This is a genomic window from Halococcus salifodinae DSM 8989, assembly GCF_000336935.1.
GTDB lineage: Archaea > Halobacteriota > Halobacteria > Halobacteriales > Halococcaceae > Halococcus > Halococcus salifodinae.
The window spans coordinates 259723-284837 of sequence record NZ_AOME01000070.1 but is presented as its reverse complement, the minus strand read 5'-3'; the positions used below and the strand labels follow the sequence as shown (position 1 = coordinate 284837).

Here is a 25115-nt window from a genome sequence, read left to right as displayed (position 1 = left end):
CTCGGCTCATTCGTCCTCCCGAAACGCCTCGACACCTCGATCGTGGAGATCACGCGAGACGCGCGCGACGTCGGCCGTGAGGTCCTCGTGGTAGTCGATCAGTCGGTCTTCCAGTTCGTCGTGCTCGCGCGCGAGGGTCTGGACCGCCGACAGTCCGGCGTTGAACGACTTGCCCGCGTCGACCGCGACGATCGGCGCGCCGGTCGGCATCCCGATGACCGAGTCGACCGACTTCTCTTGGACCGGGACACCGATCACCGGAATCGGGTACGCGATCGAGGCGACCATGTTCGGGAGATCGGCCGACTTCCCGCCTGCGCCCGCGATGATGACGTCAAGCCCCCGGTCGCGGGCGGTCTCGGCGTAGGTGTACATCAGTCCGGGTGTCCGGTGGGCCGAGACCACGTAGCTCTCGAACGTGAATCGGTTTTCGGGCGGGTCGTCGACATCCGTGACTTCGGCGAAGCCGAGCTCGAAGAGCGCCTCGTACGCGCCGTACATCGTGTCGAGATCCGAGTCCGACCCCATCACGATCCCTACGTCCGGGGTGGTCTCGGCGGGACGGTCACGGTCGGCCTCGCGTTCAAGCGAAGCGACGAGATCGTCGAGTTCGGTGGCGGCAGTCGTCTCGGTTGCGGTCGTCTCCGGTGTCTCAGTCATGGATCGAAGGTACAGCCGTCGCGGAGTTCGCGGGCGCGTGCGAGCAGGTCGTTCGTGTCGGTCTCCTCTCCACCAGAGAGCGTGACGTGGCCGAGCTTCCGGAGCGGCCGCGCCTCGTGTTTGCCGTACCAGTGAAGGTTCGCGCCCGGTTCGGCGAGCACGTCGTCGATACCCACGAGTTCGGCAGGCTCCGGTTCCTCGACATCACCGAGGAGATTGGTCATCACTGTCCGGCCACGGCGATCGGTCGCGCCGAGCGGCCAGCCGAGCACCGCGCGGACGTGCTGTTCGAACTGGGAGGTCAGCGCACCCTCGATGGTCCAGTGGCCGGAGTTGTGCGGCCGTGGGGCGATCTCGTTGACCGAGATCTCGCCATTCGATTCAAATAATTCGATCCCGAACACGCCCCGGCCATCCATCAGGTCGAGCACGTCCCGCGCGATCGCTTTCGCGCGCTCGCGGACGTCGTCGGAAACGCGCGCCGGGACGATCGTCTCGCGCAAGATCTCCTCTTCGTGGACGTTCTCGCCGGGCGTGAACGCCCGTCGGTCGTCCGCACCGCGAACGCCGATGACCGAAAGCTCCCGATCGAAGGGAACGAAGGCCTCGACCATCGCGTCGCCGTCGATCGCCTCGAACGCGGTTTCGACGCCGCCCGGCGATTCGATCGGGACGTTCCCGCGGCCGTCGTAGCCGCCGCGGCGTGCCTTCAACATCGCGGGATAGCCGAGGTCGTCGAGCGCGTCGTGAAGCTCGGCAACGTTCTCGACCGCCCGGAACGGCGGGACGGGAACGCCGGCATCTTCCAATCGACGCTTCTGGACGAGTTTGTCTTGGATCGTCCGGAGCGTGTCGGGAGCGGGATGCACAGGTGTGCCGAACTCCTCGCTCACTCGTTCGAGCAGGTCAGGATCGGCGAGTTCGATCTCGTAGGTCAGGACGTCGGCGCGCTCTGCGAGTGCGGCAACGGCATCCGGATCGTCGAAATCGCCGTGGAGTGTGTCGCGGACGACGGGTGCGGCCGGCGGGTCGGGCGTCGGATCGCTCACGACGACGTCGACCCCGAGCGGCGCGGCGGCCTCACCGAGCATCCGGCCGAGCTGGCCGCCGCCGACCACCCCCAGCGTCGGGCCTGGTGCAGTCGGTTGCATGGTGGCTCGGTTTTCGACTCGTGGGGTTAAGGATTCCCTTCGGTTCCGCCAGTCGCGTTCGCCGGCAGCCGGCTCGTGTCCACGAAGAAGGTCGTGTTGGTTTTCCCGGTATCCCGCGTCCGCAGCACGTAGCTCCGGGCGTCGTACCCGTCGAGGCGGTCCGCGAGGAACGCTCGATCGGTGGTCAGCCCGATCACGATCGGTGGTGGGTTCCCCGCCGTCTGCCGTTCGAACGCCGAGACGTTTCGCGCACACGAGACGGTCGCGTCGGTGCTCTCGGTGTACCACGGGATCGGGAGGAGGTTGAACCACTTGGTGCAGCCCGGCTCCCTCGCGCCCGATCGCTCGGCGACGAGGAACTCACCGTACACCAACACGTCGGTCCCCTCGTTGGTCGCGCTCACGGCAGCCATGTCGTCGATCGCGGGGTGGAAGTCGTCAGCGGGCTGGGCGTACTGGACGAGTTCGTTCCCGTCGGACTGCGAATCGAGGTAGACGTCGTTGGTCGCAACGATCCCGATCTGTGCGACGACGAGGAGGAGGGCGATCGCCACCGCAGCGACAGCGGCCCGGTTGTCATCGGCGAGCGCCGCGCGACCGCGCGCGAAGAGGACACCGACGCCGACTGCCGCCGGCACCGCAAGCGGAACGATCGCGTGGATCGTCGCCCACGGAGCCATGATGTCGGTCACGATGGGGTAACCGAGAACGCTGACCGCGCCCCAGTAGAAACAGAACGCGACGAGATCACGCGGCCGGTCGCCGGCGTACCGATCCGCGAGGAAGCCGACCACCGCAAGCACGATCAGCGCCCCTGACCCCGTGGAAAGGGTTTCGAGGTAGTCCGCGAGGTAGGGCAGATAGGAGTGGTCTTGGTGGCCCCCCTTGACCCATAGCGAGTAGAAGGCGTTCCACGAGCCGAGCGTCGCCTCGCCCACCACCGCCGGGAGCGTCGTGGGATCGGTGAGGAGGTCGTCGAACCCCGGCGCGTCGGTCCGACGTGGCGCGTAAAAGTACACGACGATCGCGAGGAATTCGAACGCGCCAACGAGGAGGTGTGGCGTCCATCGCCGGACGGTGCGACGAATCCACGTGGCACGCCGCCGGAGCGCCGTCCGCCAGCCCCGATCGAAACCGCGATCGAGGAACAGTCGGTGGTCGGCGAGCAGGACGAGCGCGCCGAGCCACGTCACGAGCGTGATGAGGACGTTCTCCTTCGTCGTGAACGCGAGCGCAAGCGAGAGCACGCTCGCGTGGAACCAGCGCGCACGACGGGTGTCGATCGCCCGGACGAAGAAGCCGACCGCGAACAGCGAGAAGACCGCGAGCGGGAGGTCGCTCCGCATGAACCGCGAGTAGTAGAGCAGAACCGGATCGGCGGCGAGGAAAACGGCGAGCGCGATCGTTTCGGTCGATCGAAGGCGATCACGGAAGAGCAGCGCGGCGAGCGGGAGCGCAGCCCCGAGGACAGCAACCACGAGCCGCATCGTGAAATCGTTCGGGCCGAGCAGGGAGAAGAGAGGGGCGTTCACCTGATGGAGGAAGGGCCCGTGGATCATCGGTCGATACATGAAGCTGCCCGTCTCGGCGTAGTTCAGGATCCAGTACCCGACACGGGCCTCGTCCCAGTGGGCGATCCGGTCGCCGAGGAAGGCGAGCCGGGCGAGCAGCCCCAGCACGGCGATAGCGACGACGGCGAGCGTGACTCGACGGCTCCGGTGGGCCGCGACGCCGTCTGGCGCTCTCATGTCCCATTCACGCTCGGGCATCCCATAGGAGCGTTTCGGTTGGCCGTTCGGCAGGGCTGGCACCGAACGGTAGGTCTTTGAGGGGCGCTCGCCACCCGCCGCACATGCACAGTCTCGGACTGGTCGTCGCCCAGTTCTACGACGACCTCACGACGGAGATGGAAGAGCACGCACACGAGGCCGCGGCGGAGTGCGGGGCCGAGATCACCGACACGATCCCAGTCCCCGGTGCGTACGACGCGCCGCTCGCGGCCGACCGGCTCGCACGGCGAGACGAGATCGCGGCGGTCGCGGTGCTCGGCGCGATCGTCTCGGGCGACACCGACCACGACCAGGTCATCGCTCGGTCGGCGGCAAAGGGTCTGACCGACGTGAGCCTCGATCGGGACAAACCCGTGACCTTCGGCGTGGTCGGTCCCGGAATGAGCGGTGCGGAGGCACGCGAGCGCGCCGACAAAGGTGCAGAGGCCGTTACAACCGCCGTCGACATGGTGGAGGCGCTCGCATGAGCGAGTTCGCCGCCCGCGTCGAGCGCGTCGAGCCGAGCGCGACGCTCGCGATCAGCAACCTTGCCGGCGAACTCGAAGCCGACGGCGTCGACGTCGTCGACCTCAGCGTGGGCGAGCCCGACTTCCCGACCCCGGAGAACATCGTGGAGGCGGGAAAGGACGCGATGGACGCCGGCCACACCGGCTACACGTCCTCGAACGGCATCCCCGATCTCAAGGAGGCGATCGCCGACAAGCTCCAGGATGATGGGCTCGATTACACCACCGACGAGATCATCGTCACGCCGGGCGGCAAGCAGGCGCTCTACGAGACGTTCCAGACCCTGATCGACGAGGGGAGCGAGGTCTGTCTGCTCGACCCGGCGTGGGTCTCCTACGAGGCGATGGTGAAACTCGCCGGCGGCTCGCTCTCGCGGGTCGACCTCACGCCGTACGATCTCCAGCTCGAACCCGCGCTCGACGACCTCGGTGCGGCGGTCTCGGACGACACCGAGCTTCTCGTGGTGAACTCGCCGTCGAACCCCACTGGCTCCGTGTTCACCGACGCGGCACTCCGCGGCGTCCGCGACCTTGCGGTCGAGCATGATATCACCGTGATCTCCGACGAGATCTACAAGGAGATCACCTACGGCGTCGAACCGACGAGCCTCGGTACTCTGGAGGGGATGGCCGATCGGACGGTCACGATCAACGGCTTCTCGAAGGCCTACTCGATGACGGGCTGGCGGCTCGGCTATCTCGCTGCGCCCGAAGCGTTCATCGATCAGGCCGCCAAACTCCACTCGCACTCGGTCTCGTGTGCGACCAACTTCGTCCAGCACGCGGGCGTCGAGGCGCTCGAAAACACCGATCAGGCGGTCGCCCAGATGACCGAAGCGTTCGAGGAGCGTCGCGACCTCGTGGTCGATCTGCTCGCCGAGCACGGCGTTGACGTGTCCGTGCCCGACGGCGCGTTCTATCTGATGGTGCCCGTCGACGAGGACGATCAGCAGTGGTGCGAGGACGCGATCCAGAACGCCCACGTCGCCACCGTCCCGGGAAGCGCGTTCGGCGCGCCAGGCTACGCCCGCTTCTCGTACGCCAACAGCCAGGAACGGCTGCGTGAGGCGGTCGACCGGCTGGCTGCCGAAGAGCTGCTCTGAACCGACGCGGAGCCACAAGAGAACCGAGTCTCTCGCGAACCGATTCACGGCTTGGGAAGCGGAAGCCGATCAGTCGGCTTCGGCACCGTCGTCCTCGCTCTCCGGGAACGAGGGTGTGATCGGGCGACCGATGTGATTCTCAAAGAGCCATTCCGACCAGCCGAGTTCGAGCACGCGACAGTCCCGGTTCTGAATCCGGCGGTCGCGGGTCTGGCTGTAGTTCAGGAGCGCGACGAACACGACGCCGCCGACGGTGTTGCCGAGAGTTGCAGGCACGAGGAAGTGACTGAAGAACGACCACAGCGACTCCTCGCCGTTGAACACGACGTACAGGGTTTCGGCCGACCCCACGATGCAGTGGGCGAGCTCAGCGGCCCCCACGGCGTAGGCGAGCGCGAAGACGATCAGTACCCGGGCCGCGGTGTCGCGAGCGGCGTGGATCAGCCACACCATCCCGGCGATCAGCACGCCCGCGAACACGCCCTTCCAGAAGATGTCGGCCCACGACAGCTCGAAGAAGTGGTGGCCGATCTCGCTCGCGGCCGCTGCCGCTTCGGGCGAGAGCACGCCTGTGTTGGCGAGGACGTACGCGCTCGCCGCCACTCCCAAGACATTTGCCGCGAGTACCACGCCCCAGACTCGGAGGAGTGCGGGGATCGAGGCGATCCGCGTCAGGACCAGCGTGACGGGCGTGAGCGTGTTCTCGGTGAACAGCTGGTAGCTCCCGAGGACGACGAACAGGAAGCCCAGCGGATAGAGGAGATAGCCCGCCGCCGACGCCGAGCCGTCACCGCCGAGCAGCGCGGTCAGCGCGGCGACCCCCACAAAGGAGAGGCTCATCGCGAACCCAGCCGCGAGCCCGCTCAGAAAGAGCAGTCGAAAGCTCCGGTCGAACTCCTCGTCGGCGGTCGCCACCACCCGCTGGAAGATCTCGTCGGCCGAGAACCGATCTCGGACCGCGGAGCCGGCCGCCGGCGCACCGTGTTCGGACTCGTCGAGCGTCTCGCGCAGGTCGCCCCGGGAGGCCTCGCCGCCGTCGGGCGTCGCGCGCGAGACATCGGTGAGATCGCCAGCGTCGACGATCGCATCGAGCAGCGCGTCGAAGCTGTAGCGCCCCTCGTAGCGCTCGCCGTCGATGAAGAAGGTCGGGGCGCTGTTGACGTCGCTCTCGATCCCGCTCTCGAAGTCCTCACGAACCCGGTCCTCGTGATCGTTGTCGTCGAGTTCCTGGGCGAACCGCTCAGTGTCGAGGTCGAGCGCGTCGGCGTGTGCTTCGAGGTCCTCGGCGGCGAGTGCGTCCTGGTGTTCGTAGAGCCGGTCGTACATCGGCCAGAACGCACCCTGCGCACCGGCTGCCTCCGCGGCCTCGGCGGCCTGTTTCGCGTTGGGTCGCACCTCGGTCAACGGGAAGTGGCGATAGACGTACCGGAGCTCGTCGTCGAGGTGATCAAGCAGTCGCTCGATGATCGAATGGACGGTGCCACAGTTCGGGCACTCGAAGTCGCCGTACTGGACGAGCGTGACGCTGGCGTCGTCCGGTCCCCGCGTGTGGTCGTCTTCGGACACCGGCTCGGCGAGTTCCCGCCCCGAAGCGGACCCGTTCGTGCCTCGTCGGCTCATCGGCCGTAATCGTCGATAGCGGCCGGAGCGATGGAGTAGACACTATAAATCACTTTCCTGACTTTCCATTTCCGGATCGGTATGTGAATTTCGGTCAGCCCCGCTCTTCGCGGATCCGATCGATGATCTGCCCGGTCGAGAGGAGCTCTCCCTCGTAGTTCGGCTCGCGTCCCGCTGCGCGCTTCACGTCGCAGTCGATCCCGCGGTCGCCGAGCGCCGCCGCGATCGCGGCCTCGTCGTGGTGCTGGTCGTGACCGAGCACGATCACGTCGGGATCGAGCGCCTCGATCGGGACGAAGATGTCCTCGCGGTCGCCGAGCACCGCGTCGTCGACCGGATCGAGCGCAGCGACCATCTCCCGGCGCTGGCGATCCGCCAGAACCGGTTTAGCCTTGTGGGTGACGTTCTCCCGGCGGGCGAGGATCACGGCGAGTTCGTCGCCCATCGCCGCCGCCTCGCGGAGGTACTCCAGATGACCGGGATGGAGGATGTCGAACGTTCCCTGGGCGACGACCGTCGTCGGATCGTCGCTCGTTTCGGGCAAGTCGGCTCCCGATCGGGTTCGGTCGTCGCTCGGCTCGTCGTCGCTTCGCTCTCCCTCGCTCCCCTCCGAGCCACTTCGCTCCACCCCACGACGCTCCTCGGTCATCGTAACTCCTCGTCGATGTCGGCCTGAGTGAAGTCGAAAAAGTCCTCGTCGTCGGGGAGATCGACGTCGAGCACCGGGAGGTCGCGCCGTTTCCCTTCGCGGTCGAACGCCTGCCAGTCGTGGTCGCGGTAGGGCGCGCCGAGGATGATGTGGACATCTCCTTTCCCGAACGTCGCCAGATCGGCGTCGCTCGGGCGGAGTACACCGTTTGGATGGGAGTGGATCGACCCCGCGGCGCGCATGTCGTTCGGGACGAGGCTCGTTTTCACTGTGGCGCTCACCGGGTTCGACTCGGTCGCGGGTACCACGAGCACGTCGGTCACGACGGTCCCCGATCTGTCGAGCCCGAGATCGGTCGCGTCCTCACTGCGGAGCAGTCCCATATACTCGTTCGGGTGGCTCTCTTCGGCGGCCGAGCGGGCGAACGCGAGGGTGTCGGCGGCGATCCCGACGACCTCGCTCGACCCGAAAAAGCCCATGTCCGAACACCGGCCGGCGACCATCTAAGCGTTCCGGCTGGGGAGTGTGATTTGCCAATTCTTAAACCCGGCCGCGGCAAACGCCGGTCAAGAATGTCTACACCCGCCGAATCCGACGATCGAACGGACGACGGGGCGAGCGAGCTCCCGACCGTCTACGATCTCGCGCCCGAACACACGACCGAGGCCGTCGAGGCCGGCGAACGCTACCACGCGACCGTCAACGGCGTCGTGGAGTACGGCGTCTTCGTCGACATCGCCGACGACATCTCGGGGCTGGTCCACGAATCGAACCTCGACAGCGAGTACGCGGTCGGCGACGATCTGATCGTCCGCCTCGACGAGATCAGACCGAACGGCGATCTCGGTTTCGACGAAGCCACGATCGACGATTACGAGACGGTCGCCGTCGAGTACGAACCCGATATCACGGCCGCCGACGATCTCGAAGCGACGATCGGCGAAAGCGTGACACTCGACGGCGAGATCGTCGGAATCGAGCAAACGGGAGGGCCGACGGTGTTCGCGCTCCGCGACGCGTCGGGCGTCGTCGACTGTGCGGCGTTCGAGGCCGCCGGGGTCCGGGCGTACCCCGACATCGAAGTCGGCGACCTCGTGCGAATCGAGGGAGCACCGGAGCGCCGCGAGGGCGCGATCCAGGTCGAGGTCGACGGACTCGCCCGTCTCGATGATGCCGTCGAGCTCCGTGAACGACTCGACAGCGCACTCGACGAGCGCGCGGCAGCCCGCGACGTCACGCCGCTGATCGAGTGGGACGCGCTCGAAAAGTTATGGAACGACCTAGAGGGCGTCGCGACGCGGCTGCGTCGCGCAGTCCTCGAAAACCGACCGATCCGGATCCGCCATCACGCCGACGGCGACGGGATGTGTGCGTCGATCCCCGTCCAGCTCGCGCTCTCGCGGTTCATCGAGGACGTCCACGGCGACGCTTCGGCCCCGCGCCACCTCGTGAAGCGATCGCCGAGCAAGGCTCCCTTCTACGAGATGGAGGACGTCGCGCGCGATCTCAACTTCGCGCTCGGCGACCGCGACCGTCACGGCCAGCGCCTCCCGCTCGTGGCGATGCTCGACAACGGCAGCACCGAGGAGGACGTGCCGGCCTACGAGGCACTCGCCCAGTACGACATCCCGATCGTGGCCGTCGATCATCACCATCCCGATCCCGACGCCGTCGAGGGGCTGCTCGACGAGCACGTCAACCCCTACCTCCGTGGTGAGGACTACGGCGTGACGACCGGAATGTTGTGTGTCGAGGTCGCGCGGATGATCCACCCCGAGATCACCGACGAGCTCCGCCACGTGCCGGCGGTCGCGGGCCTCACCGACCGCTCGGAGGCCGACGCGATGGCCGACTACCTCGCGCTCGCCGAGGAGGAAGGCTACGACGAGTCGGACCTCCAGGCGACCGGTGACGCACTCGATTACGCCGCTCACTGGCTGCGCTACAGTTCGGGCGACGCGCTGATGACCGACGTGCTCGGTGTCGACGCCGCCGACGAAGAGCGCCATCGCGATCTCGTCGACCATCTCTCCGAGCGCGCCGACCGCGACACCGACCGCCAGCTCGACGCCGCGATGCCCCACGTCGAGACCGAATCGCTCGACAACGGCGCACAGTTGAACCGGCTCGACGTCGAGCGCTACGCCAGGCGCTTCACCTACCCCGCACCGGGCAAGACGACGGGTGCGATCCACGATCGGAAGGTCGCCGAAACCGACAGCCCCGTCATCACGGTGGGCTACGGCCCCGACTTCGCCGTCCTCCGGAGCGACGGCGTGCGCCTCGATATCCCACAGATGGTCGAGGAGCTCGAAGAGGAGGTCACGGGCGGCGGCGTGAGCGGCGGCGGCCACCTCGTCGTCGGCTCGATCAAGTTCGTGAAAGGAATGCGCGAAGAAGTGCTCGACGCGCTCGAAGCCAAGATGGGCGACGCCGAGATCGACGAGGAGCTCGGCAGCGCGTCGGTCGCTGGCTTCGAGGACTGAAACCACCGAACGTCCGCCGTTACTGAGGCTATTCGAACTCGATCCGGCGGGCGACGACGACCGCGAGCACCACAATCCCCGCAACCGCGGCGACGATCCCGACGGGCAGCGGTGAATCGTCGCCGATCCCGGACCCGCCGTCGCCACCCTCCCAGTCGGCGTCGAAGACCTTCCCGTAGTACTCTCCGGCTTCCGTCCCTTCGAGCACGACCGCGATCTCGCGGTTCTCGTCGGCGGAGTTGTTGTTCCAGTTGAGACTCCCAACGACGGCAGCCTCGCGGTCGATGACGACGCCCTTGGCGTGGATCTTCTCGAAACGATCGCCAGGGTCGGCCACTTTGGCGTCGAGTGAGAGGTTCTCGTCCTCTGCTTTCCGGTTCAGCCAGTCGGCGAGTTCCGAGTTCTCCTCCTCGGAGTACCACTGGCTACTCAGCAGGATGCGGACGTCGACACCGCGCTCGGCCGCACGGATCGCTGCTTCGAGCAGCGGCTGGCGACGGCTCCCGATCGACGCCTGGACGATTTCGACCGATTCGTCGGCCCGGTCGATCCGATCGACGAGCACCCGCTCGGCGTTGTCGGGTGCGGTGAGAAGCTGCACGCCCTGGGTCTCGATTTCTTTCGGCTCGAAGCTCGTCGGATAGCTCCCGTTCGCCGCCGCCTCGGTCTCGAACGTCTCGTTCGCGCGGAATTCGCCCCACGAAACGGTGTCGCGCCAGCCGATATCCGCCCGGAAGATTTCGGCGAGTTCCGCGGCAGTTTCGCTGCTCCGGACCACCGCTCCCCACCCGCGGCTCGACCGACCACCGGTTCCCGACGGTTTCCAGTTCTCGGTCATCACGAGCGCGCGATCGTCGATCACGGCGTATTTGGGGTGATGGTAGTCATACCGTGCGCGCTCGCCGCCGATGACCTCGACCGCGACGCCCGCGCTCGTGAGACGATCGAGGAGTTTCGCCTGACGCGTCGTCATCCCGCCCACGGGCGCGTCGTCGACGAGCACGCGGACCTCGACGCCGCGTTCGGCCGCGCGTTCGAGCGCCGCTGTGGCACGCTCGGAGCTGAAGGTGTACCCAGCGAGCAATATTCGGCGCTCGGCCGATTCGAGGACGTCGATCGGCACCGCTGGCGCATCGGGCAGGACGAACGCCCGGGTCGTTGCGGGACCCGTCCGCACCGCCGAGAAGTTCGTCGCACCGAGATGCTCCCACGCCCATCCATCGGCAGTCCGGTTGTAGCGTTCGGCCTCGGGCGCGTCCTCGTACGCCATCTCGTCGACGACACGCTCGCCGTCGTGGAGCGTGATCTCGTCGCCACCGTTGGCGAGACTCACCGACTCGTTCACGCTCACGATCGACGCCGTCGTGAGGTTCGTGGTTGCGTTCGGTGTGGCGGTGACCGCGATCCGGCCCTCCATCGTGGCGTTCGGCAGCGAGACGTTCGTCTCGCCGTCACTCAGCGTCCAGCCGGAGAGATTCGTCGCCTCAGGGAACGTGAGCACGACGTACTCGCCCGCGTCCTCCGCGGCGAGCGGGTTCGGGTACACTGCCGCGACGTGCGGGCCGTCGGGCTGGGCTCCGTCGGCAGTCACGCCAGGCGTCGCTACCGCGAACCCGACCGGCGACGCGACGAGTGCGACGGCCACGAACGCCAGCACGACCACCCGGAGAGACACACCCGCCGGTGGTCACGTTCTCCGATTTAAGAGTTCGTGTCAAGCCGATCGGAGTCGAAGGAGAGTTCGTCTCAGGCCGGGGTTTCGGTCGCGTCGCCGTCGTCGGCCATCGCGTGTTCGGCCTTCTCGGCCTCGCTTTGGACGAGATACGATCGGTCGTCGGCGTGGTCGCGGGCGGCGTCGAGCGCGCTTTCGGTCCCGATCTGATTGAGCGCCCACGCCGCGCTCGCGCGAACGGAATTCGAGTCGTCCTCGTCGATCACGTCCGCGAGCGGGTCGATCGCGCGCGCGTCGCCGATCAGCCCGAGGGCACGCGCCGCGTTCGAGCGCACGGTTTCGTTGTCGGCGACGAGGCGATCGGCGACCGGCTGTGTCGAATCCTCGCTCCCAATCTCGCCGAGCGCCTTGAGCGTGACCTTCTGGAGACCGGGATCGCTATCGCCCTCGATGTACTCGTGGAGCGTGTCGAGCGCGCGATCGTCGCCGATCTTTCCGAGCGCCGCGATCGGGGCCTTGTCGCGTTTCTGGGCGCGCTGCTCCATCGCGTCGAACGCCGCCGGCGCACCCAGACGTTTCAGCGACTCGATGCAGTGCTCCTCCATGAACTCCGAGCCGAACATCTCCAATCCCCGGAGGATCGGCTCGGGTTCGCCACGTTTCTCGTAGATCTTGATCGCGTTCCACTCCGGTGGGAAGTCCTTGCGGTTCTCCGATTCGAGCACGTCGTAGAAGCCCTCGACGGTGAGTTTCTCGCGGACCGTGAGATCGTCCCACTCCTCGGCGTCGTCGAGGTCGTCGGCGAGCCCCTCGGCGTCGTCAAGCAGGTCGGCGACGGTCTCCTCGTCCTCGTCGGGATCGAGGTCGTGCGTTTCGATCGACTCGATCACGTCGTCGAGCGCTGCGACGAGTTCGGCGTGTTCGTCGGCGTCTTCCCCGTCGTCGGCGTCTTCCTCGCCGTCGCCGGCGTCAGTTGCGGTCTCGTTCTCCGTCTCGGAGTCAGCTCCGTCGCTCTCCACGGCGAACGTTTCGTCGAGCGCGTCGCCAGCGCCGTCGAGGAAGCGCTCGACCGCTTCGGCCACCTCGCGCTCGCCCTCGTCGGTCCAGCGCGTCTCGGTGATCGTCGTTTTTGCGCCTTCGACCGTCTCGACGACGTCTTCGGCGTACGGACCGCGCTGGGACTCGATCGCCTCGCGGAGCTCCGTGACGCGTGATTCGAGTTCCTCGCGGGTGCGTTCGCTCTCCTCGTCGTCGTCCCCGTCATCCGCCTCGTCCCTGTCTCTTATACACATCTCTGAGCGGGNGTGCTTCGTTTCGATGGCGTCGGTTTCGGCTTCCCCGTCGTCCCCATCCGCAGGCTGGTCCGTGGCCCCCGCTGACCCCTCGCCGGTGTCGGCGTCGGGCTCGTCGTCCCCGTTGCTCATGGAGAAAACTGTGGCACAAGCTACTAAGTGCGTTTCCCTTCGGGAGTCCCACGGCGATACAGCCGTGGCGCGAGCGCGAGGTACGCGAGTGCGGCGGCGAGCAACAATCGGGGAAACAGCCGACCGAACGCTCCCGGAGCGAGGATCGACAGCGCCTGAACGACACCCATCGCCAGCGCGTCCCGAATCCGGAGGTCGGGGTACCGAAACGGTGCGACCATCAGCCCAACGAAGGCGAGGGTCGCGCCGAGGAGCACCGCCGGCGACCGCACCCCGGCGAGATAGGCGACCGCGAGCACCGTCGCCGCCAGCGTGGTCTGTGCGCCCTCGGTCGCCTCGCGTCCGATATCGTAGGCGGTGTAGAGCCCGAGCCTGACGACCGCCGTCACGACGAACAGCCCGGTCACGAGCAGTGTGAGTGTCACCGACGGAGAGGGTTCGGCGAGCGAGAGGTCCCACGCGGTGCGCGCGGTGGCGAAGACGAACAGTGCGGGCGCGACGCCGAACGAGGCGACATCCGCGAGCGAGTCGAGGAACTCCCCGACCGGCGTGCTCCCGACGTGCTGGGCGATCGCGCCGTCGAGGCCGTCGGCGATCGCCGCCAGCAGGATCAGCCGGGCGGCGAGTCCGGGATCGACCATCGCAGCGGCCGCTGCGAGGAAGCCGAGACCGGCGTTTGTCGCCGTGACGGCGTCGGCGAGCCCGAGCCGTGCGACGAAACGGGGCTGCATACCACCGGACTCGCCGACCCGCGGTTTAGGGGTTTATCTTCGGCGCGCCGACTGGCCCCGCGACCTCGTCCAGCGGCTACCGAGGGGTCTAAATCGCGCGGCGTGTGATGATTAGGTATGAACCGACGCGCGTTTCTCGGGGCTGCTGCGGGCGTCACCGCCGTTTTCGCGGGCTGTACTGGACAGTCGCGTCAGGAGGGCGACGACGAGATCGGAATGAGTTCGAGCGCGTTCCTCCAGCCAGAGAACTTCGAGCCACGCGTCGGCGAGGCGGTCGTCTGGCGCAACACCGGCTCGCGAACTCACACCGTGACCGCGTACGAATCGGGAATTCCGGACGGAGCGACGTTTTTCGCCTCCGGCGGGTTCGAGAGCACCAAGGCGGCCCGTGACGCGTGGCTCCAGCGGGGTGGTGGCGGGATCGCCAGCGGCGAGACGTTCGAAGTGACGTTCGAGGTTCCCGGGACGTATAACTATTTCTGCATTCCACACGAACGTGGCGGGATGGTCGCGCAGTTCACCGTCGTCGAATAGCGACGAAGATCCGCGATTCAGACCTCGACGTCTTCTTCGTCGACGTCGACCGCGGTCTCTTCCTCTTCGGCGACTTCGTCGGGATGGGCGTCGAGCGCGAGCTTGCCGACCTCGACCCGCCGGAGCGGGTAGATGGTGCGCGCCTCGCCGTAGATCGCACTCGACAGCCGACCCTGGGTCACGCTGTCGACGAGCTCCTCGAAGGTCCGCTCGCTGGCGGCTTCCTCGACGAGTTCGGTCATCCGCCGACGGATCGCGCGCTCCTGGCTGTCGTCGGCCTTCTGGGTCGTGAACGCGACCGGCTGGATCCGAACACGATACTCGTCGCTCGTCATCACCGTGAGGTAGGCCTCGACCTTCGAGGCCCCGCGGCGCACGAGACTGTCGAGGTAGTCCCGAGTGAGCTCGTGTTTGATGAACTCGGTGTAGGCCGCGTCGCTGCCCACGTCCCGGACTCGGAACGTGAGCTTGACGTTGTTCGCGCCGGCGTCGTCGGTCAGATCGCCGAGCGTGGTCTCGATGGTGCGATCGAGCACCTGGTTCGGTTCGTTCGCGGGGGTCTCGCCGAGTTCGGCCCGATCGAACTCCTCGGGCGCGAACACGGTGTACCACCGTTTCTCCTGTTGCTGTCGTGAAACTGATCGTTCGCTCATGGGTTCGTGTCGTTCGTGGTCTGGGTGTCGTCCACGTCGTCCGTGGATCGCGGTTGGTCAGTCGCTCGATGCTCCGTCGCTCGATCCGCCTCGTGGTCGATTCCTCGATCGGCTGCGCGCTGCTCGGCTGCCTGCGCGACGCGTTCGGCCACCGAGAGATTGACCACGTAGTCGTCGACCGTGGTCCGGAGTCCACCGGTCGTCTCGCGCGCGATCATGGTCTCGATGGCGTCGTCCGCCACGACCGTCTCCATTTCCGGCGTGTTGTCCGGAACGAGCGCCGCAGCGACGACGCCAGCGTGAGTCGACTCGGTCCGGAGTCGGGCGCGTCGGCTCACGCCATCGCCTCCCGGAACGCCGCGACGAACGCCTCGTCGTCGGTGAACGTCGCGCGGCCGCGGCGTTCGCTGCCCGCTCCGTTGCCGTCGGCAGCCGCTGCGGCCTCGCGCATCCGCGTACCGAGATTTCGATCGTCGGTCGCGGCGGCCGCGGCCTCGGTTTCACCGACCGCCACCACGACCGGTTCCGGCGATCGAAAGTCACAGAAGAGCCGTGCGGTCGTCGCAAGCGGCGCGTCCGTGTCGACGCGGGCGACAACGAGATTCCGGTGTCGTGCCGTCGTCGCCGTTCTAACCGCGGCGTGGGCCCGCTCCGCGTGTGCGCGCCACGCCGATAGCGCCGCGTTGCGGACATCGTGGCCGATCGCCAGCGCGAGCCCGGTGCCTGGTCGTTCGTGGGCACACGCACGCAGCACGTCCGCGTACCCGCCGACGGTCGCGAACTCGGGAGCTGTGGCCGACCCGTCGTTGGAGCGTTCGGTGATCGCGTACGGACGGAGCACGTGCTCGACCGTCTCGGCGGCGCGCGATGTCGCGTCCTCCGCGCCGGCGGCCGTGAGCGCGACGATCGAGGCGACCTCGCGTCGTTCTTCGTCCGTGTCAGCGGTTTCGCGGCCGTCGAGCGTCTCGCGCACCGCATCGGGATCGCCCGAAAACCCGGCGTGGGCGAGCGTCGTGTGTGCGAGCCCATCGACGAGGTCCGTGACCGGGATCGCGACTCCAGGCCGCTGTTCGATGAGGTCGTGGTCGCGTGCGGCCTCGAACGCGGCGCTCCCTTCGAGCGCGGCGTCGGGAGGGGTGAACGCGCCGGCGAGCGCGAGGATCGGGTCGGGATCGCTCCCGAGTTCGCGTGCAGCCTCGAACGCTGCCTCGCTCGCCGATCCGGGCGGGTCGAGCGTGACGTCGGCGGGCTCCGTGCCGCCGATACACACGGTGGTCGTGTCGTCGGTGCCTGCAGTGTCGGTCGTTCCCGGTCGTCCGCTGCGGACGACGCTCGCCTGGAACGGGGTGTCCCGCTCGGCGAGCGCCCGGGCGAGGAGCCCGGCAGTCGCCAGCGCGTCGCCGTCGGGCGCGACGTGAAACCGGACGAACCCGGCCTCACGGAGCGCAGCGGCGGCGCTGTCGGCAGTCGATCCGTCCTCGGAACGACCGGCGACGGCCATCTACAGGAGTTCCCGTGCGTGCTCGTAGGTGTACTTGAAGTCCTCGTCGAGCTCGTCGCCGCGGTAGTAGTCGGCGAGCCGGCGGACCTTCGCCTCGGCGTTCTGGAGCGCGCGCTTGTTCTGGGCGTCGCCCGGGTTGTCGGCCATGTGCTCGCGGAGCCGAACCGCGCGTTCGAGCAGGTTCCGAAGATCTTCCGGAAGGTCGCCACTGGCGTCGTGGTCGTCCAAGATCTCGGTCACTTTCTTGTCGGTGGCGAGCTGGACGTCCGGGATCGGCGTGCCCTGGACGCCCTCGTCGCGCAGTTTGAGACCGATCTGGCTCGGGCCGTAGCCCTCTTCTGCCAGTTCGACGACGCGCGCTTCGATGGCGTCGGTGTCGACGTCGCTCCACTCCGGCGGATCGTCCGCCACGGGCGTGTCCGAACTGGACGACCCGCGGCGTCGTGTATGCATTCGTGCCATATGTGAGGATAGGAATCGCACGAAACGCTACCGAACACTACCGCAATCCCGGAGCCCGCGAGGGCGTGTCAGATTTGCGGCCGTGCTGTTCCCATCCTCCCACACCCGTGGGCCGGATTAAACCGTTTCGACTCGGCGCGTCGGGTTCGATGGGTTTATGAAAACGACGGCGATGGTACTGAGTACGGGCTCGTAGATCAGTGGTAGATCATCCCCCTGGCACGGGGAAGGCCCCGGGTTCAAATCCCGGCGAGTCCACTTCTTCACTCGCTTCGCTCGTTCAGTCGTGAACTCGTCGACCCTCGCAAACGCTGCGCGTTTGCTCGGTCCCGACGAGTCCAACTCTGTTCACTTCGTTCACCGCTCCTGCAGGTGGAGATGGCTACGAGGAAAAACCCGGACGCTCGTCCGAACGCTGATTACCGTCGAGCGTCAACGCTGTCAACAAGGATGTCACGACAGATTCGACTCCAAGATCACGTGTACGAACGCATTCGGTCGAGCAAGCGCGACGACGAATCGTTCAGCGAGGCCGTCGAGCGGCTCGTCGGTGGCCGTTCGTTGCGCGACCTCCGTGACGTGTTCGAGGGGAGCGAGGTGGCCGCAATGCGCGAGGCCATCGATGACGCCGACGACCGAGACCGTGAGGCGGTCCGCGAGGTCGCCGACCGCTTCGAATGATCGTCGATACGAGCTTCGTGTTGGACGTCATCGACGACCTGGAGGCCGCGGTCTCGATGGAGCGCGAACTCGAAGCCGAGGGTGTCCCGCTCGTCATGCCCGCGATGAGCGTGCTGGAACTCTACATCGGTGTCGGGAAGGTGGCGAACTCTTCTGAGGAACGTCGGGCCGTCGAGACGGTGTTGGACTCGTATCCGTTGGTGGATACGACCCCGCGCATTGCTCGGCGTGCCGGGCGACTCCTCGGTGAGCGCATGACCGACGATGGCGACGGTCCCGGTATCGGGAAGGCCGATGCCGCAATCGCCGCAACCGCCATCGAACGCGACGAACCCGTCCTCGCTGGCGATTCACATTTTGGGACGATTTCCGGTGTCACGCTCGAAACGTACCGGTGAGTGCGGATCGTGCAACAGGGACGCAACGATAATGCTTTTACTGGCAGGTTGGGTATGCTGGAGCGATGTCCGATGAGCTCAAACGTGGTCTCGAAGGTGTGCTGGTGGCCGAATCCTCGCTCAGCAACATCGACGGCGATGCGGGGCGGCTGGTGTACCGGGGCTACGCCATCGAGGACCTCGCTCGCGAGGCGAGTTACGAGGAGGTGTGCTACCTGCTCTGGCACGGCCACCTCCCCGATCGCGACGAGCTCGACGCGTTCGCGGACGCCCTCGCGAACGAGCGAGCGGTCGACGACCGGATCCTCGCGACGCTCGCCGATCTCGCGGGCGACGAGCGGCCGATGGCCGCGCTCCGGACGGCGGTCTCGATGTTCTCGGCCGGCGATCCCGACTCGGCGGCGAACCCACGCGACCGCGAGGCCACCCTCCGAAAGGGACGACGCGTCGCCGCGAAGGTCCCCACGGTGCTCGCGGCGTTCGACCGCCTGCGCAACGGCGAGGAGCCCGTCGATCCCCATCCCGATCTGGGCTACGCCGCGAACTTCCTCTACATGCTCACCGGCGAGGAGCCCGACGACGTCGCGGCCGAAACCTTCGATCAGGCGCTCGTGCTCCACGCCGACCACGGCCTGAACGCCTCGACGTTCACCACGATGGTGATCGCGAGCACGTACGCCGACGCCTACAGCGCGCTGACCGGTGGTGTGGGCGCGCTCTCGGGCCCGCTCCACGGCGGCGCGAACCAGGACGTGATGGAGATGCTCTACGAGATCGACGAGACGGACGCTGACCCGGTCGAGTTCGTCGCCGACGCACGCGAGAATCGCGAGGACTGGCGGGTGCCCGGCTGGGGCCACCGCGTGTACAACGTCAAGGACCCGCGTGCGGACATCCTCCAGAGCCGACTGGAGGAACTCGGCGAGTCCGCCGGTGAGACCAAGTGGTACGACGCAACTACCGCGATCGAGAACCACCTCCGCGAGGAGGGGCTGATCGAGAAAGGGATCGCCCCCAACGTCGACTTCTACTCGGGATCGGTCTACCACCAGCTCGGGATCCCGATGGACATGTACACCCCGATCTTCGCGATGAGCCGGGTCGGTGGCTGGCTCGGCCACGTCCTCGAATATCAGGAGAACAACCGACTGATCCGTCCGCGCGCCCGCTACACCGGCTCGGAGGACGAGTCGTTCGTGCCGGTCGATCAGCGCTAGACGCCCCCCACTTTTTTGTTGCGGGGTGCGTCGCTACGCTCGCCCACCCCCGCCTGTTCGCGGGCGCGAAGCGCCCGCTCGCACGGCCAGCAGGACGATGGAACAGTCCCGCTCGGCTTGCAAAACCCGGTTTCGTGAGTAGCGCGGGGTCGGAGGTCCCGCAGACCGTTCGGGCAGCGGAGCCGCGCGAAGACGAAGGCGGACGAAGGCTCGGAAGACGAGTGGCGCAAGGAACGAGCCGTGAGCGAAGCGAGTCTTCCGATGGGTGAAAACACCCGCTCGCTCCCCTGGTCGCTCGCGGTAGAACCGCTGGCACTTTCCGCAACCGTACAGCACCGCCGAAGCCCTCACCGCGCGCTCACTCCGTTCCCGTGAGCGAAGCGAACGGGAGCTCGCGCGTCTCGCCCTTCATCCGCCAGGTCCGCACCGCTGCCGCCCTGCAACTGCTCCCGCGGCCGCCGCCACGACCCGCCGCAGCCGCGCCGCCACCGCGGCCGCACCGCGCCACCGCGGGGCGAGCGCCACGTTTTTATCACCGCCGATCGTCGCCTCGCGTATGAGTAGGGGTGAGCGCCGGTGAAGGAGTCACTGATGGACATCATCCGGTGTCCGATGGACAAGCAGGAGCTCGAGCTCGAACCCATCCAGCGAGACGACGACGAGGTGCTCGAGGGGCGGCTCGTCTGCACCGAGTGTGGCGAGGAGTACCCCATCGAAGAGGGAATTCCGAACCTCCTCCCGCCAGATATGCGCGACGACGCGCCGGCCTGAGCATGCGGGGAGTAGACCGTGCCTGAGACGCTCGCCGTCCACCTGAACCGCGACCGCCTCCACGCGATCGAAGCTCCCGATAGCTTCGAGACCGCCGACTCGTTCGTGGTCGAGATCGAGAACCACGGCGAGGCCGCCCACGCCCACCTCCGGCTCGGCAACGGGTTCGCGGAGATCGCGTCGCTCCCCTCGGGCAACCACTACATCCGCACCGGCGCGACGGCCCGAGTGCCGGTCAGCGTCCACGACACCGGCCCCGTCCGAGGGACGCTCACCGTCGCCACCGCCTACGGCAGCGAAACCCACGATATCGCGGTTGCGGTCGAACCCACCGCCGGCAAACAGACCGTTGAGATCGACGAGTCGCTGATCCAGGGCTCGAATCGCGGCAGTACCACGACACGCTCGTCCAGCACGACGAGTACGACGAGCACGGGATCGTCGTCGGGCCGATCGGGATCGCGTGGATCGTCCTCTTCCCGACGATCATCCTCCCGTCAGTCCTCGTCACGGCGATCGTCCTCGCGGTCGTCCGTGGGAGGATCGCCGGGTCTTGACACGCCGGCGTTGCTCGGCGGGACGTCGCTCGTGATTCTGATCGGGATCGGACTCCTGTTTCTCGAAGGGATCGCGATGTTCGTCGGCGCGCTCGCCGTACTCGGCGGGCTCGTCGTCGCGGGCTATCTACTGCTCTACTGACGCTCGACCACGTTCTCGAAGTTCCCGTCCTCGTCGGTCCGCTTCGCTCGGAGATACCGTGCTCGATAGCGGTTCGCGCCATCTCCGACGTCTGCCTCGCGGATCTCGTCAGTCCGGCCGTCGGCGACCGCACCCAGGATATCCTCGATCTGGTTCTTCTCGCTCGGCGTTAGCTCGAACTCGTAGGTGCGTGACTCCTCGTTTTCGAGGATCGCCCACTGCCGGGCGGCGGCGATCACGAGCGAACACGGCTCCCGACACGGGAACGCGCCGTCGCCACGTGGGACGTCGAGCTTTGTTTCCTCGTCCTCGTCCCACTCGCGGCGCTTGCAACACTGCGAGTCGACACAGCACGCGGCGGCGAGGTTTTCGACACCGTCTTCGTCGAGTTCGTCGACTACCTGATAGATCCCGGTCTGACGGTCTGCGGTCTCGCGGAAGTGAGTCACGTCGAGATCGCCCTCGCGCTCACGGAACCAGTTCGTCACCGTCGCCGGGTAGAAGAACTCCACAGTTCGAACGAGATCGCGAGCGTCGAGGCCCGCGAACCGCCAGCCTCGCCGGAGCGTCGGAGCAGTCTTCAGCGGTCGATACCGGCCGTCCTCGTCGGCGGTGGCGATCTCACGCGCGTCGAGCGGGTCGTCGTGGAGTGCGAGTGCGTCGGGCTCCGTGTCGGCGTCGTCGACGTGGCGGAGCTCGTAGACGCGCTCGCCGTCCTCGCCGAGTCCGGCCGTGACGAGGAGTTCCCCCCACTCGCGAGAGAGCCCCTCGACGAGTGCCTCGTAACGCTCGCGCACGCCCAACTCGTCGGCGCGCTCGATCCACCGGCAGTACGCCCGGCGAGTCTCGCTCGCACCCGCCCAGAAATGCCAGTTCGAGACCAGCCACGGGTTTTCCTGGGCGAGCGCGTCGAACGACTCCTCGTCGAGGCCCTCGTGGGTCGCCTCGGGGGTCGCGAAGGTGTACTCCTCGCCTATCCGCTCGACGCGGAGTCCGTCACACGACACGCCGTCGGCGGCGGCTTCGCGGAGCGCGCTCAACTGTGTGTCGTTCATTTAATCGCCCGCCGCGGCGGTGCCACCGGTTCGCTGGCGGACGAGATCGAGCGCGTTCCCGACGTCCGCGCCCGCGTCGGCCGCGCGTTCGAGGAGGACGTCGGCCAACAGCGCCTCGGTCCCGACCGCGCCGGCATACCAGATGCGGGTGTCGTCGACTTCGGTCGGAACGTCGTACCCCTCTCGGTAGTCGTCGGTCAGCCCCATGTCCTCGGGGATGTCCTCTTGGGTGTGATAGCCATCGGCGACGAAGAGGGGGACTACTACCACGTCCTCGGCCTCGAAGTACTCGGCCACGTCGTCGACTTCGGGCTCCTCGTCCATGAACAGCGCCTGGACCTCGTCGAACCGCTCGGTCTCGCGGACCCGCTCGGCGTGGTACTCGATCGCCTTTGCGGAGTTCTCGTTGCGGTCCGTGCCGTGGCCGACGACGGCGATCCCAAATCCCTCGCCCACGTCGGGATCGCCGGTGACGGTCTCGGCGCGCTGGACGATCACGTCGGTCATCGATTCGTGGGTTCCCACGGGGCCGCAGTAGTGGACGGTTTTCTCGACGTCGTCTGCGGTGAGCGTGACGTGGTCGGCGTCGGTGCCGTCCGAATCCCACTCCGCGACGTCCCATCCCTCCAGGCGGAGCTCGCGCGGGATGACCTGCTCGGTGAAGTAGCCCTCGCTCACGAACAGCGGGACGACGTACACCTCCTCGCTCTCGACGGTGCGAAGCACCTCGCGAAAGGACGGTTCTTCCTTCCAGAACGCCTCGCGGACCTCGTCGAACGCGCCGGCCGCACGGATCGTGTCGGCGTGGGCGAACGCCGGGTCGTGCGAGCCAGGGTTCAGGTGCGAGCCGTGGGCGGCGATGACGAGCGCCGGCATAGTTACCTGAGTCGAAGGACGCGGTGGGCTTAGTGGCTTCGTCTCCCGGAAAGCAGCGAGTCGAAACGACGAGTCTGGAGACGGCTGTCGGGGTTGAATGGTTGCGGTCGGCGTGCGGGAGCAGTGCGGGACCTTCGGTCCCGCAGGCCGTGCGAGCGGGCGCGAATCGCCCGCGAGCAGACGCCGGAGGCGCGACTCGCGCGAGGGATGAGTGACGCGAGGTCGAAGACCGAGCGAAGGAGTCGGCTGGGGAGGGTGTGGCCTGCGGTCTCTCATTTGCACCGCGGTTCGCGGTTCGGCGAGTCGTGTACTTCGACGATTTTTTGCGAGCTATCGACATCCCTCGTGAGTACAGTCGTGACTCGCGGTTCGTCGAATTTTTCGTGACCCCCGTTCTCGGTTGAGACATGTCGCTCGCAGCCGACACCCGCGCGGCCGTCCGGCGGGCTCCGTTCGTCCATCACGCACTCCGTGCCGGCATCCTGAACTACACCGCTGCCGCCCACTTTCTCGACGTGGGCGAGACCGACGCGGTCACAGCCGCGCTCCGGCGGTACGCCGAGGACCTCCCCGAGTACGAGACCGCGCCCCGCGAAGCACGAGTGACGATGCGGAGCGGTCTCGGCGTCGAGAGTGAGGACGAAGCCGGGAACGGTGCTGCCGACGAGCAGGACCCACTGCTCGCGGTCGGTGGAACCGAGCTCGTCGACGGCGGCTCGCTGACGGGCGTCCTCGCAACCGGCACGGTCGACGCCCGGGCGCTCGCGACCGTACTCGATCGGCTCGCCGTCGAGGATATCGATGTCACCGCGGCTGGCGTCGCTGGGGACGGATTGATCGTGGCGGTCGAGCGCCGTGACGGCCCCGATGCGGTGCGAATCATCGAGGACGCGCTGTCTGCGGTTCCAGAAGTATGGACTCCGACGGATTGAAACGCCGGCCCACGTAGGAGGGAGTGATGACGCTGCGCGTGACGAACACGCTGTCCGGGGAGAAAGAGCCGTTCGAGCCAGCCGATCCCGAGTCGGTGTTGCTCTACGTCTGTGGGCTCACGGTGTACGACCCGGCACACCTCGGTCACGCGCGCCTGTGGGTCCACGCCGACGTGATGGACCGCTGGCTCTCCGCCCGTGGCTACGACGTCCGCCACGTCGAGAACTTCACCGACGTCAACGAGAAGATCGTCGCGCAGATCGGAGCCGACGAGCGCGGTGACTCGGAGGACGAAGTCGCCCAAACGTTCATCCGCGAAACCGTCCGTGACATGCGCTCGCTCAATCTCAAGCGCGCGGAGGTCTACCCACGTGTCTCCGAGCACGTCCCCGAGATCATCGATCTCGTCGAGACCCTGATCGAGAAGGGGTATGCCTACGAATCGGGTGGTTCAGTGTACTTCGACGTCACCGAATTCGAGGAGTACGGTAAGCTCTCGAATCAGAACCTCGACGAGCTCGAAGAGCAGGGAGATCCCGACGAGCGCAGCGAGAAGCGCCACCCCGCGGACTTCGCACTCTGGAAGACCGGGGCCGTGCCGCCCGAAGATCTCGCCGATCACCGGCCAGCGGAGGCCGATTCGATCGACGAAGCGAGCGGCGAGACGTGGGAATCGCCGTGGAGCGAGGGTCGTCCCGGGTGGCACATCGAATGCTCGGCGATGAGCAGGGCCACCCTCGGCGAAACCCTCGATATTCACGTCGCCGGCCAGGACATCGCGTTCCCGCACAACGAAAACGAGATCGCACAGAGCGAGGCCGCCACTGGGGAACGGTTCGCGCGCTACTGGCTCCACGTCCGCCTGCTCGAAACCGACGACGAGAAGATGAGTTCGAGCCTGGGGAACTACGCCACCGTCGAGGAAGCGGTCGCGGAGCTCGGCGCGAACGTCGTGCGGACCTTCCTGCTCTCAGCGTCGTACAGCCAACGACAGACCTACAGCGACGCTACCATCGAGGAGGCCGTAGACCGGTGGGAGCGCCTCGAACGCGCCCACGAGCGCGCCGTCGCAGCCATCGACGGCCCCGACGCACGGGCGAAAGTCGAGGATGGAGAGCTACGGGAGACGGTCGTAGACGCCAAAGAAAGGTTCGAAACCGCGATGGACGACGATTTCAACACCCGCGAGGCGCTGTCGGCGCTCGCCGAAATCGCGACCGCTCTCAACACCCACCTCGACGCGAACGGGGTGTACGACTATCGCGGACTCAAAGCAGCCATCGAGGCGTTCGAGGAACTCGGCGGCGAGGTGCTCGGCCTCGTGTTCGGCGGCAGCGGTGCGGACGGTACAGGTGGTGGAGACGGCGAGGTCCGCCTCGCCGACGAACTTGTCGAACTCGTGCTCGACGTCCGTGAATCCGAGCGCGCGGCAGGCAACTACGACCGAGCCGACGATCTCCGGGCCGAGCTCGAAGCACTCGGCGTCACGATCGAGGACACCGACGACGGTCCCCGGTTCGATGTCGGAGACGTCGAGTGATCG

General features: G+C 67.1%; 26 protein-coding genes and 1 tRNA gene. 12 read left to right on the top strand and 15 right to left on the bottom strand.

All coding sequences use genetic code 11. The annotated features are described in order from the left end of the window. Window positions 1-6 precede the first annotated feature (6 nt). Genes purE through C450_RS14050 form a run of 3 tightly spaced genes read right to left on the bottom strand, consistent with a single transcriptional unit; the run spans window position 7 to window position 3559 of the window. The gene (gene purE / locus C450_RS14060; RefSeq protein WP_005044527.1) at window positions 7-660 is read right to left on the bottom strand and encodes a 5-(carboxyamino)imidazole ribonucleotide mutase; all 654 of its coding nucleotides are present in this window, start codon (window positions 658-660) and stop codon (window positions 7-9) included. Further along, complete coding sequence (locus tag C450_RS14055) at window positions 657-1811, bottom strand: 5-(carboxyamino)imidazole ribonucleotide synthase (protein ID WP_005044526.1); 1155 nt, start codon at window positions 1809-1811, stop codon at window positions 657-659. The genes purE and C450_RS14055 overlap by 4 nt, the downstream gene beginning before the upstream one ends. A gap of 26 nt (window positions 1812-1837) precedes the next feature. After that, window positions 1838-3559, bottom strand: coding sequence for a flippase activity-associated protein Agl23 (locus tag C450_RS14050; protein WP_049910255.1), 1722 nt, complete (start codon window positions 3557-3559; stop codon window positions 1838-1840). Between the two features lie 104 nt (window positions 3560-3663). Between C450_RS14050 and ribH the strand changes: the two genes are divergently transcribed. Both ribH and C450_RS14040 read left to right on the top strand, forming a co-directional pair. Further along, window positions 3664-4068 (top strand): 6,7-dimethyl-8-ribityllumazine synthase, encoded by a 405-nt coding sequence (gene ribH / locus C450_RS14045; RefSeq protein WP_005044524.1) that lies wholly within the window; start codon window positions 3664-3666, stop codon window positions 4066-4068. Beyond that, on the top strand, window positions 4065-5210 hold the full coding sequence (locus C450_RS14040) for a pyridoxal phosphate-dependent aminotransferase (RefSeq protein WP_005044523.1): 1146 nt from the start codon (window positions 4065-4067) through the stop codon (window positions 5208-5210). Before ribH ends, C450_RS14040 begins: the two co-directional genes overlap by 4 nt. A 69-nt stretch (window positions 5211-5279) precedes the next feature. On the opposite strand, the gene C450_RS14035 is transcribed toward C450_RS14040, so the two are convergent. From C450_RS14035 to C450_RS14025, 3 genes are all read right to left on the bottom strand, one after another. Continuing rightward, window positions 5280-6830, bottom strand: coding sequence for a formate/nitrite transporter family protein (locus C450_RS14035; protein ID WP_005044522.1), 1551 nt, complete (start codon window positions 6828-6830; stop codon window positions 5280-5282). A gap of 94 nt (window positions 6831-6924) precedes the next feature. Beyond that, complete coding sequence (locus tag C450_RS14030; RefSeq protein WP_005044519.1) at window positions 6925-7479, bottom strand: adenylyltransferase/cytidyltransferase family protein; 555 nt, start codon at window positions 7477-7479, stop codon at window positions 6925-6927. After that, entirely contained in the window at window positions 7476-7958 is a 483-nt protein-coding gene (locus C450_RS14025) for a Mov34/MPN/PAD-1 family protein (protein WP_049910249.1), read from the bottom strand. Before C450_RS14025 ends, C450_RS14030 begins: the two co-directional genes overlap by 4 nt. A gap of 93 nt (window positions 7959-8051) precedes the next feature. Between C450_RS14025 and C450_RS14020 the strand changes: the two genes are divergently transcribed. Next, window positions 8052-9965 (top strand): DHH family phosphoesterase, encoded by a 1914-nt coding sequence (locus C450_RS14020; protein WP_005044517.1) that lies wholly within the window; start codon window positions 8052-8054, stop codon window positions 9963-9965. 28 nt (window positions 9966-9993) lie between these two features. Here C450_RS14020 and C450_RS14015 read toward each other — a convergent pair whose 3' ends face one another. The 3 genes from C450_RS14015 to C450_RS14005 form a co-directional block, all read right to left on the bottom strand. Next, complete coding sequence (locus C450_RS14015) at window positions 9994-11640, bottom strand: phospholipase D-like domain-containing protein (RefSeq protein WP_005044516.1); 1647 nt, start codon at window positions 11638-11640, stop codon at window positions 9994-9996. Between the two features lie 71 nt (window positions 11641-11711). Then, window positions 11712-13061, bottom strand: a complete 1350-nt coding sequence (locus C450_RS14010) for a HEAT repeat domain-containing protein (RefSeq protein ID WP_005044515.1) — start codon at window positions 13059-13061, stop codon at window positions 11712-11714. 23 nt (window positions 13062-13084) lie between these two features. Beyond that, window positions 13085-13792 (bottom strand): protein sorting system archaetidylserine synthase, encoded by a 708-nt coding sequence (locus C450_RS14005; RefSeq protein WP_005044514.1) that lies wholly within the window; start codon window positions 13790-13792, stop codon window positions 13085-13087. A gap of 117 nt (window positions 13793-13909) precedes the next feature. On the opposite strand from C450_RS14005, the gene C450_RS14000 reads away from it, so the two are divergent. Next, on the top strand, window positions 13910-14326 hold the full coding sequence (locus tag C450_RS14000; protein ID WP_005044513.1) for a plastocyanin/azurin family copper-binding protein: 417 nt from the start codon (window positions 13910-13912) through the stop codon (window positions 14324-14326). A 17-nt stretch (window positions 14327-14343) separates the two neighbouring features. On the opposite strand, the gene C450_RS13995 is transcribed toward C450_RS14000, so the two are convergent. Genes C450_RS13995 through C450_RS13980 form a run of 4 tightly spaced genes read right to left on the bottom strand, consistent with a single transcriptional unit; the run spans window position 14344 to window position 16942 of the window. Beyond that, complete coding sequence (locus C450_RS13995; RefSeq protein WP_005044512.1) at window positions 14344-14979, bottom strand: 30S ribosomal protein S3ae; 636 nt, start codon at window positions 14977-14979, stop codon at window positions 14344-14346. Continuing rightward, on the bottom strand, window positions 14976-15317 hold the full coding sequence (locus C450_RS23365) for a KEOPS complex subunit Pcc1 (RefSeq protein ID WP_005044511.1): 342 nt from the start codon (window positions 15315-15317) through the stop codon (window positions 14976-14978). Before C450_RS23365 ends, C450_RS13995 begins: the two co-directional genes overlap by 4 nt. Next, complete coding sequence (locus C450_RS13985; RefSeq protein WP_005044510.1) at window positions 15314-16480, bottom strand: hypothetical protein; 1167 nt, start codon at window positions 16478-16480, stop codon at window positions 15314-15316. Before C450_RS13985 ends, C450_RS23365 begins: the two co-directional genes overlap by 4 nt. Beyond that, window positions 16481-16942, bottom strand: a complete 462-nt coding sequence (locus C450_RS13980) for a 30S ribosomal protein S15 (protein ID WP_005044509.1) — start codon at window positions 16940-16942, stop codon at window positions 16481-16483. Between the two features lie 186 nt (window positions 16943-17128). Between C450_RS13980 and C450_RS13975 the strand changes: the two genes are divergently transcribed. From C450_RS13975 to C450_RS13950, 6 genes are all read left to right on the top strand, one after another. Further along, a tRNA-Ala gene (locus C450_RS13975) sits at window positions 17129-17200 on the top strand. A 192-nt stretch (window positions 17201-17392) separates the two neighbouring features. Continuing rightward, complete coding sequence (locus C450_RS13970) at window positions 17393-17623, top strand: antitoxin VapB family protein (RefSeq protein ID WP_005044508.1); 231 nt, start codon at window positions 17393-17395, stop codon at window positions 17621-17623. Next, entirely contained in the window at window positions 17620-18021 is a 402-nt protein-coding gene (locus C450_RS13965) for a PIN domain-containing protein (RefSeq protein WP_005044507.1), read from the top strand. Before C450_RS13970 ends, C450_RS13965 begins: the two co-directional genes overlap by 4 nt. A 65-nt stretch (window positions 18022-18086) precedes the next feature. After that, window positions 18087-19238 carry a citrate synthase gene (gene citZ / locus C450_RS13960; protein ID WP_005044506.1) on the top strand — a complete coding sequence of 384 codons (1152 nt, stop codon included), beginning with the start codon at window positions 18087-18089 and terminating at the stop codon, window positions 19236-19238. 576 nt (window positions 19239-19814) lie between these two features. Further along, window positions 19815-20009, top strand: a complete 195-nt coding sequence (locus C450_RS13955; RefSeq protein ID WP_193790519.1) for a methytransferase partner Trm112 — start codon at window positions 19815-19817, stop codon at window positions 20007-20009. Between the two features lie 18 nt (window positions 20010-20027). Next, window positions 20028-20708 carry a DUF7524 family protein gene (locus C450_RS13950; RefSeq protein WP_005044503.1) on the top strand — a complete coding sequence of 227 codons (681 nt, stop codon included), beginning with the start codon at window positions 20028-20030 and terminating at the stop codon, window positions 20706-20708. Here C450_RS13950 and C450_RS13945 read toward each other — a convergent pair. Next, complete coding sequence (locus tag C450_RS13945; protein ID WP_005044501.1) at window positions 20702-21763, bottom strand: DR2241 family protein; 1062 nt, start codon at window positions 21761-21763, stop codon at window positions 20702-20704. The genes C450_RS13950 and C450_RS13945 overlap by 7 nt on opposite strands. Further along, complete coding sequence (locus C450_RS13940; protein WP_005044500.1) at window positions 21764-22639, bottom strand: CbiX/SirB N-terminal domain-containing protein; 876 nt, start codon at window positions 22637-22639, stop codon at window positions 21764-21766. 407 nt (window positions 22640-23046) lie between these two features. On the opposite strand from C450_RS13940, the gene C450_RS13935 reads away from it, so the two are divergent. Then, entirely contained in the window at window positions 23047-23571 is a 525-nt protein-coding gene (locus C450_RS13935; RefSeq protein WP_005044499.1) for a DUF7523 family protein, read from the top strand. A gap of 26 nt (window positions 23572-23597) precedes the next feature. Next, window positions 23598-25112, top strand: a complete 1515-nt coding sequence (gene cysS / locus C450_RS13930; protein ID WP_005044498.1) for a cysteine--tRNA ligase — start codon at window positions 23598-23600, stop codon at window positions 25110-25112. Window positions 25113-25115: the final 3 nt, after the last annotated feature.